The sequence below is a fragment of the Dietzia sp. DQ11-71 genome (genome assembly GCF_014144995.1).
Taxonomy (GTDB): domain Bacteria; phylum Actinomycetota; class Actinomycetes; order Mycobacteriales; family Mycobacteriaceae; genus Dietzia; species Dietzia kunjamensis.
In genome coordinates this window covers 1-5,236 of record NZ_JAALDT010000212.1, presented here as the reverse complement: position 1 = coordinate 5,236, position 5,236 = coordinate 1, and the positions used below count along the sequence as shown (strand labels likewise).

Sequence of the window (5,236 nt, the reverse complement as noted above, 5' to 3'; positions counted from 1 at the left end):
CGCGGCGCGGTCGATCTCAGCCGCGTGCGGCGCGGTCGACCTCAGCCGCGTGCCGCGCCGACCATCCCGCGGGCGAACTCGAGGTGGCGGGCGACGACGTCGTCGGCCGACAGCGGCCCGTCGGGCCGGTACCAGGACGCGATCGACACACACAGTGAGGCGATGGCGCGGGCCGCGTCCTCGGGGTGGGCGCAGGAGAACTCCCCGGAGTCGACACCGGCGCGGATGGCGTCCTCGAGCATCTTCTGCTGCGCATCGCGCTGCGCGATGTGGCGTGCGCGCACGTCCGGGTCCATGCTGCGCATCTCGGTGGACGCCACGAACGCGTGGTCGCGCCGTGCCATGTGGAAGCGGGCGAGGCACTCCACGATGTTCTCGAACCTGGTGACGGTGCGGTCGCCGGCGTCGTCGGCCGCGGCCTGAGTGTGCGTGAGCATCTCCGCCATGGCCTGGTCGACGACCGCTGCGAGGATGGCCTGCTTCGATCGGTAGTGATGGTAGAGGCCCGGCACGGACAGTCCGGCGGCCTCGGCGATCGACCGGATCGAGGCACCGTGATAACCGTGCCGGGCGAAGACTTGCAGGGCCGCGCGGAGCGGAGGGGAGAGTTCGTCGGTGCCGAACTCGCGCCACTGCGCCAACGTCGCGGCCTCCAACGACGCGGCCTCCAACGTCGCGGTCTCCAACGTCGCGGTCTCCTCACTCATCGTCACAACACTAGCCACCCTTCGCTTGACACCGGTTGTGGTGTGGGTAACACTATGGCACACCGAGCGATCGATCGGTCGGTGGATCGCACAAGGATCGTGAACGAGAGGACCGAGGATGAGCCAGGAAGACCCACGGCCGTGGCGCACGTTGTACCCACCGGGCCTCGACGAGAGCCTCGTGACGCGGCGGTCGACGCTCGTGGACGCCTGGCGTGAGCGTGTCGACTCCTCGCCGGACAGGGCGGCCGTCGCCTACTTCGACACCACGCTGTCGGCCCGCGAGGTCGACGCGATGGCGGATGCGCTCGCCACCGCACTGCAGGTCCGGGGGGTGGCGCCGGGTGACCGCGTCGGCATCCACCTGCAGAACATCCCGCAGTACGCGCTGGCGATGCTGGCGCTGTGGAAGATCGGCGCCGCCGCCGTGGTGCTCAACCCGATGTACTTCGGCCGGGAACTCAGGCTGCCAGTGGAGGACTCCGGTGCCGTGGGGATCATCGCCACCGACCGGGACGCCACGGCGATCCGCGACGCCGTGAGCGGTACGAACGTCGCATGGGTCGTCAGTACGAGCGAGCGCGACCTGCAGACCCGGAACGACCCCCGCGCGTTCGGCGACGACCAGCAGGTCGAGCCCTCGCCGGACGGCGACCTGATCTCCCTGATCCGCGAGTTCGAGGGACGCACCCCGGAGCCGGCGGAGGTCGCCCCCGACGACCTCGCGCTTCTCACCTACACCTCGGGAACCACCGGGCCGCCCAAGGGGGCGATGAACTCGCATGGCAACGTCATCGCGGTCGCGCGCAGCTTCGCCGACTTCGTCGGTCTCGTGCCGGGCGACGTGGTGCTGGCGATCGCCCCGCTGTTCCACATCACCGGCGCCGTCATCAACGCCACGCTCGCGCTGGTCACCGACTCCACCCTCGTCTTCGCCGGACGTTTCCGGCCCGGTGTCATGCTGGACGCGTTCCGCGAACACGGGGTGACCTTCACCATCGGTTCCATCACCGCGTACAACGCGCTCATGCGCCTGGACGAGGCGGGACCGGAGCACTTCGCGTCGGTCAAGACCCTGTACAGCGGGGGCGCGCCCATCCCGCCCTCGACGGTCGAGCGCTTCGCGGAGCGGTTCGGCCACTACATCCACAACGGATACGGCATGACCGAGACGACCTCGGGTGTCATCGCCGTGCCGCCCGGGCTGCGGGCGCCGGTCGACGAGACCAGCGGCACCCTGTCCATCGGAGTGCCGCTGCCGGGGATCGGTGCCGAGGTCGTCGGCGTCGACGACCAGCCGGTCGCCCCGGGCGAACAGGGCGAGCTCGTCCTGTCGGGACCGCAGATCGTGTCCGGCTACTGGCGCAACGAGGCCGCCACGGCCTCGACCATGCCCGGCGGCCGGCTGCACACCGGCGATGTCGCCGTCATGGACGTCGACGGCTGGGTGTACCTCGTGGACCGCCTCAAGGACCAGATCAACGCCTCCGGTTACAAGGTCTGGCCGCGGGAGGTCGAGGACGCCCTGTACGAGCACGACGCGGTGTTCGAGGCCGCCGTCGTGGGACTGCCGGACGAGTACCGCGGCGAGAAGGTCGTCGCGTTCGTCTCGCTCAAGGCCGGGCGGACGGCGACCGAGGACGAGCTGATCGCGTTCGCCTCGGAGCGGCTCGCCGCCTACAAGCGGCCGGGCGAGGTCCACGTCGTCGGCGAGCTCCCCAAGACCCAGACCGGAAAGATCCGCCGTCGCGAACTCCGCGACGAACACACCCCCTCCCACTCCTCCACTCCCACCGAAGGGAACTGACATGGCCGAGGCCACCATCAACCCGGACGACCGCGGGCGGGCCGGCGCCACCGCCGCCACCGCCGCCACTGCCGACACCGCAGCCCCCCACCCGTCCGACAAGGCGAGCCGCGGCAGCGTCCGCTCGTTGGCCGCCAGTACCACCGGGCAGCTGTTCGAGTGGTACGAGTGGACCGCCTATGCGGTCTTCGCCCCGTACATCGCCGCGGTGATGTTCAACAACGAGAACCCGGTCTCGGCGCTGCTGGCCACGTTCGCCGTCTTCGCGGTCGGGTTCCTCATGCGCCCGCTGGGCGGGATCGTTTTCGGCCGGATCGCGGACGTACGCGGACGCAAGTTCGTCCTCATCACCACCATGCTCATGATGGCCGGCGCCAGCCTGCTCATCGGCCTGCTCCCGAGCTACGAGACGCTCGGGATCTTCGCCTCGGCGCTGCTGCTCCTGTGCCGCATGATCCAGGGTTTCGCCCACGGTGGCGAGTCGGCCACCGCCTACAGCTACGTCGCCGAGATCGCACCGCCGCACCGTCGCGGCATGTGGGGCAGCCTCGTGTTCGTCGCCATCATGGGCGGCACCGTGATCGCCTACGGCATCGGCGGCGGCATCACCGCCGTGCTCTCCGAGTCCGCCGTCGGCGAGTGGGGCTGGCGCGTGCCGTTCCTGCTCGGCGCCGTGTTCGCCCTGTTCGTGCTGTACCTGCGGTCCGGCATGGAGGAGTCCGACGTCTTCGACAAGGCCGCCGCGGCCGCCGCCGCCGACCCGACCTCGCCGGTCGCCACGTTCTCGCGACGCAAGCTCGCCGGCGCCATCGCGCTGGTCGTGGCCATGGTCTCCGGCATCACCGTCGCGCACTACACCTGGAGCTCGTACGCCTCGACGTTCGCCATCACGCAGCGTGACATGGACTCGGAGGCCGCGTTCTGGGCGATCTTCGGCAGCCAGCTCATCGCCCTGTGCACCCTCCCGCTGTGGGGTCTGCTCTCGGACCACATCGGCCGTCGCCCGGTCATATTCATCTTCGCCATCGGCACGATCATCACCACGCCGATGCTCATGGGGATGATCGACGACCGCCCGTGGACGCTGTTCCTCGCCTCGCTCGTCGCCATGACCCTGGTCGCGGCCGCCGGCTCGATCCTGTCCTCGTTCATGTCCGAGGCGTTCCCCACCAAGATGCGTACCGCGGGCATCGGGTTCGCGTACTCCCTGTCGGTGGCGGTCTTCGGCGGCAGTGCGCCGTACCTCAACGCCCAGTTCATCCAGTGGGACCTGTACTGGATGATCAGCGCCTACATCATCGCCCTGTGCGTGGCGACGATGGTCGCGACCGCCTTCATGAAGGAGACCCGGGGTCACGACCTGCACCGTGTCGGCCACAACTGAGCGTCGGCCATAACTGATCCACCCGAACCGCCCGCCCGGTCGCCCATCAACCGCGAGGATCCACGCCATGACCCCTTCATCGTCCGAGTCCACGGGACTGTCCGTCGACCAGTTGCTCCGCCCCGACGTCGTGGGGCCGAAGATCGCCGAGGCCACCGGTGACCAGGACTGGGCGGACTTCGACGCCGACCTCATCGCCGGCGGCAAGTCCAACCTCACGTTCACGCTCCGCTCCGACGCGGGGGAGTTGATCCTGCGGCGGCCGCCGACGGGCGAGCTCCTGCCCAGCGCGCACGACATGGGCCGCGAGGCGCGGATCCAGCTCGGGTTGGCGGACACGGACGTGCCGGTCGCGAAGGTGGTGCTCAACGAGACCACCGGTGAGGACCTGGGGGTGCCGTACTACGTGATGGAGAAAGTGGTCGGCCACGTCATCCGTGACGCGCTGCCGGCGGGCTTCGCCGAGTCCGACGACGACAAGGCGGCCATGGCGGACGCCCAGATCGACGCGATGGTCGCGCTCCACGCCGTGGACCAGAACGCGGTGGGCCTGGGGGATCTCGGTCGCCCGGACGGCTATCTGGAGCGGCAGCTGCGACGCTGGCTGGGCCAGTCGGAGAAATCCAGTGCCTCCGTCCGGGCGGACCGTCTGCCCGAGCTGGCCGCGCGTCTCGGCGAGAGCATGCCCACCTCGCCGTCGTCGCGGATCATCCACGGTGACTACCGCCTGGACAACTACGTCGTCGACCCCGACGACCCGGGGCGCATCAAGGCGATCCTCGACTGGGAGCTGTCCACCCTCGGTGATCCGGTCGCCGACCTCGCGCAGACGGTTCTGTACTGGGGCGACCCGAACGGGCCGACCGTGCCGCTCATCCCCAGCATCACCACCGAGCCGGGCTGGCCCGGACCGCAGCGGTTGCTCGACCGGTACTGCGCGGCCACCGGCACCGATCCGTCCCACATGCCGTGGTACCTGGCGTTCGCCACGTTCAAGTTCGCGGCGATCGCCCAGGGCGTGGCGACGCGCTCCGAGGCCGGTGACATGGCCGGTCAGGACTTCGGTGACATCGGCCCGCAGATCCGCGAGCTGGTCGACCACGGCCACTCGATCCTCGACTCCAGGAAGGTGACCAACTGATGGCCGACTCCTCATCCGCAGCGCCCACCCCGGTCGATCCCCGGACGGGTCCGCAGGCCGCGCTGCCCGTGCTCGACCGCTTCCGGCTGGACGGCCGCGTCGTGGTGATCACGGGCTCGTCGTCGGGGCTCGGAGCCGGCTTCGCGCGGGCCCTGTCCTCGGCAGGCGCCACGGTCGTGCTGGCCGCCCGACGCCGC

General features: G+C 70.0%; 5 protein-coding genes. 4 read left to right on the top strand and 1 reads right to left on the bottom strand.

What is annotated here, in order from left to right:
* Nucleotides 1-41: 41 nt before the first annotated feature.
* Entirely contained in the window at nt 42-707 is a 666-nt protein-coding gene (locus G6023_RS08375; RefSeq protein ID WP_182634964.1) for a TetR/AcrR family transcriptional regulator, read from the bottom strand.
* A 118-nt stretch (nt 708-825) separates the two neighbouring features.
* On the opposite strand from G6023_RS08375, the gene G6023_RS08370 reads away from it, so the two are divergent.
* The 4 genes from G6023_RS08370 to G6023_RS08355 all read left to right on the top strand — a co-directional run.
* Nucleotides 826-2,514: a class I adenylate-forming enzyme family protein gene (locus G6023_RS08370; RefSeq protein WP_182634962.1), complete on the top strand. Its 1,689-nt coding sequence runs from the start codon at nt 826-828 to the stop codon at nt 2,512-2,514.
* Nucleotide 2,515: 1 nt separating this feature from the next.
* Nucleotides 2,516-3,898, top strand: a complete 1,383-nt coding sequence (locus G6023_RS08365) for an MFS transporter (RefSeq protein WP_182634960.1) — start codon at nt 2,516-2,518, stop codon at nt 3,896-3,898.
* A gap of 67 nt (nt 3,899-3,965) precedes the next feature.
* A complete protein-coding gene (locus G6023_RS08360) occupies nt 3,966-5,039 on the top strand; it encodes a phosphotransferase family protein (protein WP_120283754.1) in 1,074 nt (357 codons plus the stop codon).
* Nucleotides 5,040-5,101: 62 nt separating this feature from the next.
* Nucleotides 5,102-5,236 (top strand): SDR family NAD(P)-dependent oxidoreductase (locus tag G6023_RS08355; protein WP_182634966.1); only part of this gene is annotated, 135 nt, incomplete at its 3' end.

Bases quoted from the DNA above. Each gene is read 5' to 3' on its own strand.
- G6023_RS08375 (WP_182634964.1), bottom strand. From the start codon at position 707: ATGAGTGAGGAGACCGCGACGTTGGAGACCGCGACGTTGGAGGCCGCG.
- G6023_RS08370 (WP_182634962.1), top strand. From the start codon at position 826: ATGAGCCAGGAAGACCCACGGCCGTGGCGCACGTTGTACCCACCGGGC.
- G6023_RS08365 (WP_182634960.1), top strand. From the start codon at position 2,516: ATGGCCGAGGCCACCATCAACCCGGACGACCGCGGGCGGGCCGGCGCC.
- G6023_RS08360 (WP_120283754.1), top strand. From the start codon at position 3,966: ATGACCCCTTCATCGTCCGAGTCCACGGGACTGTCCGTCGACCAGTTG.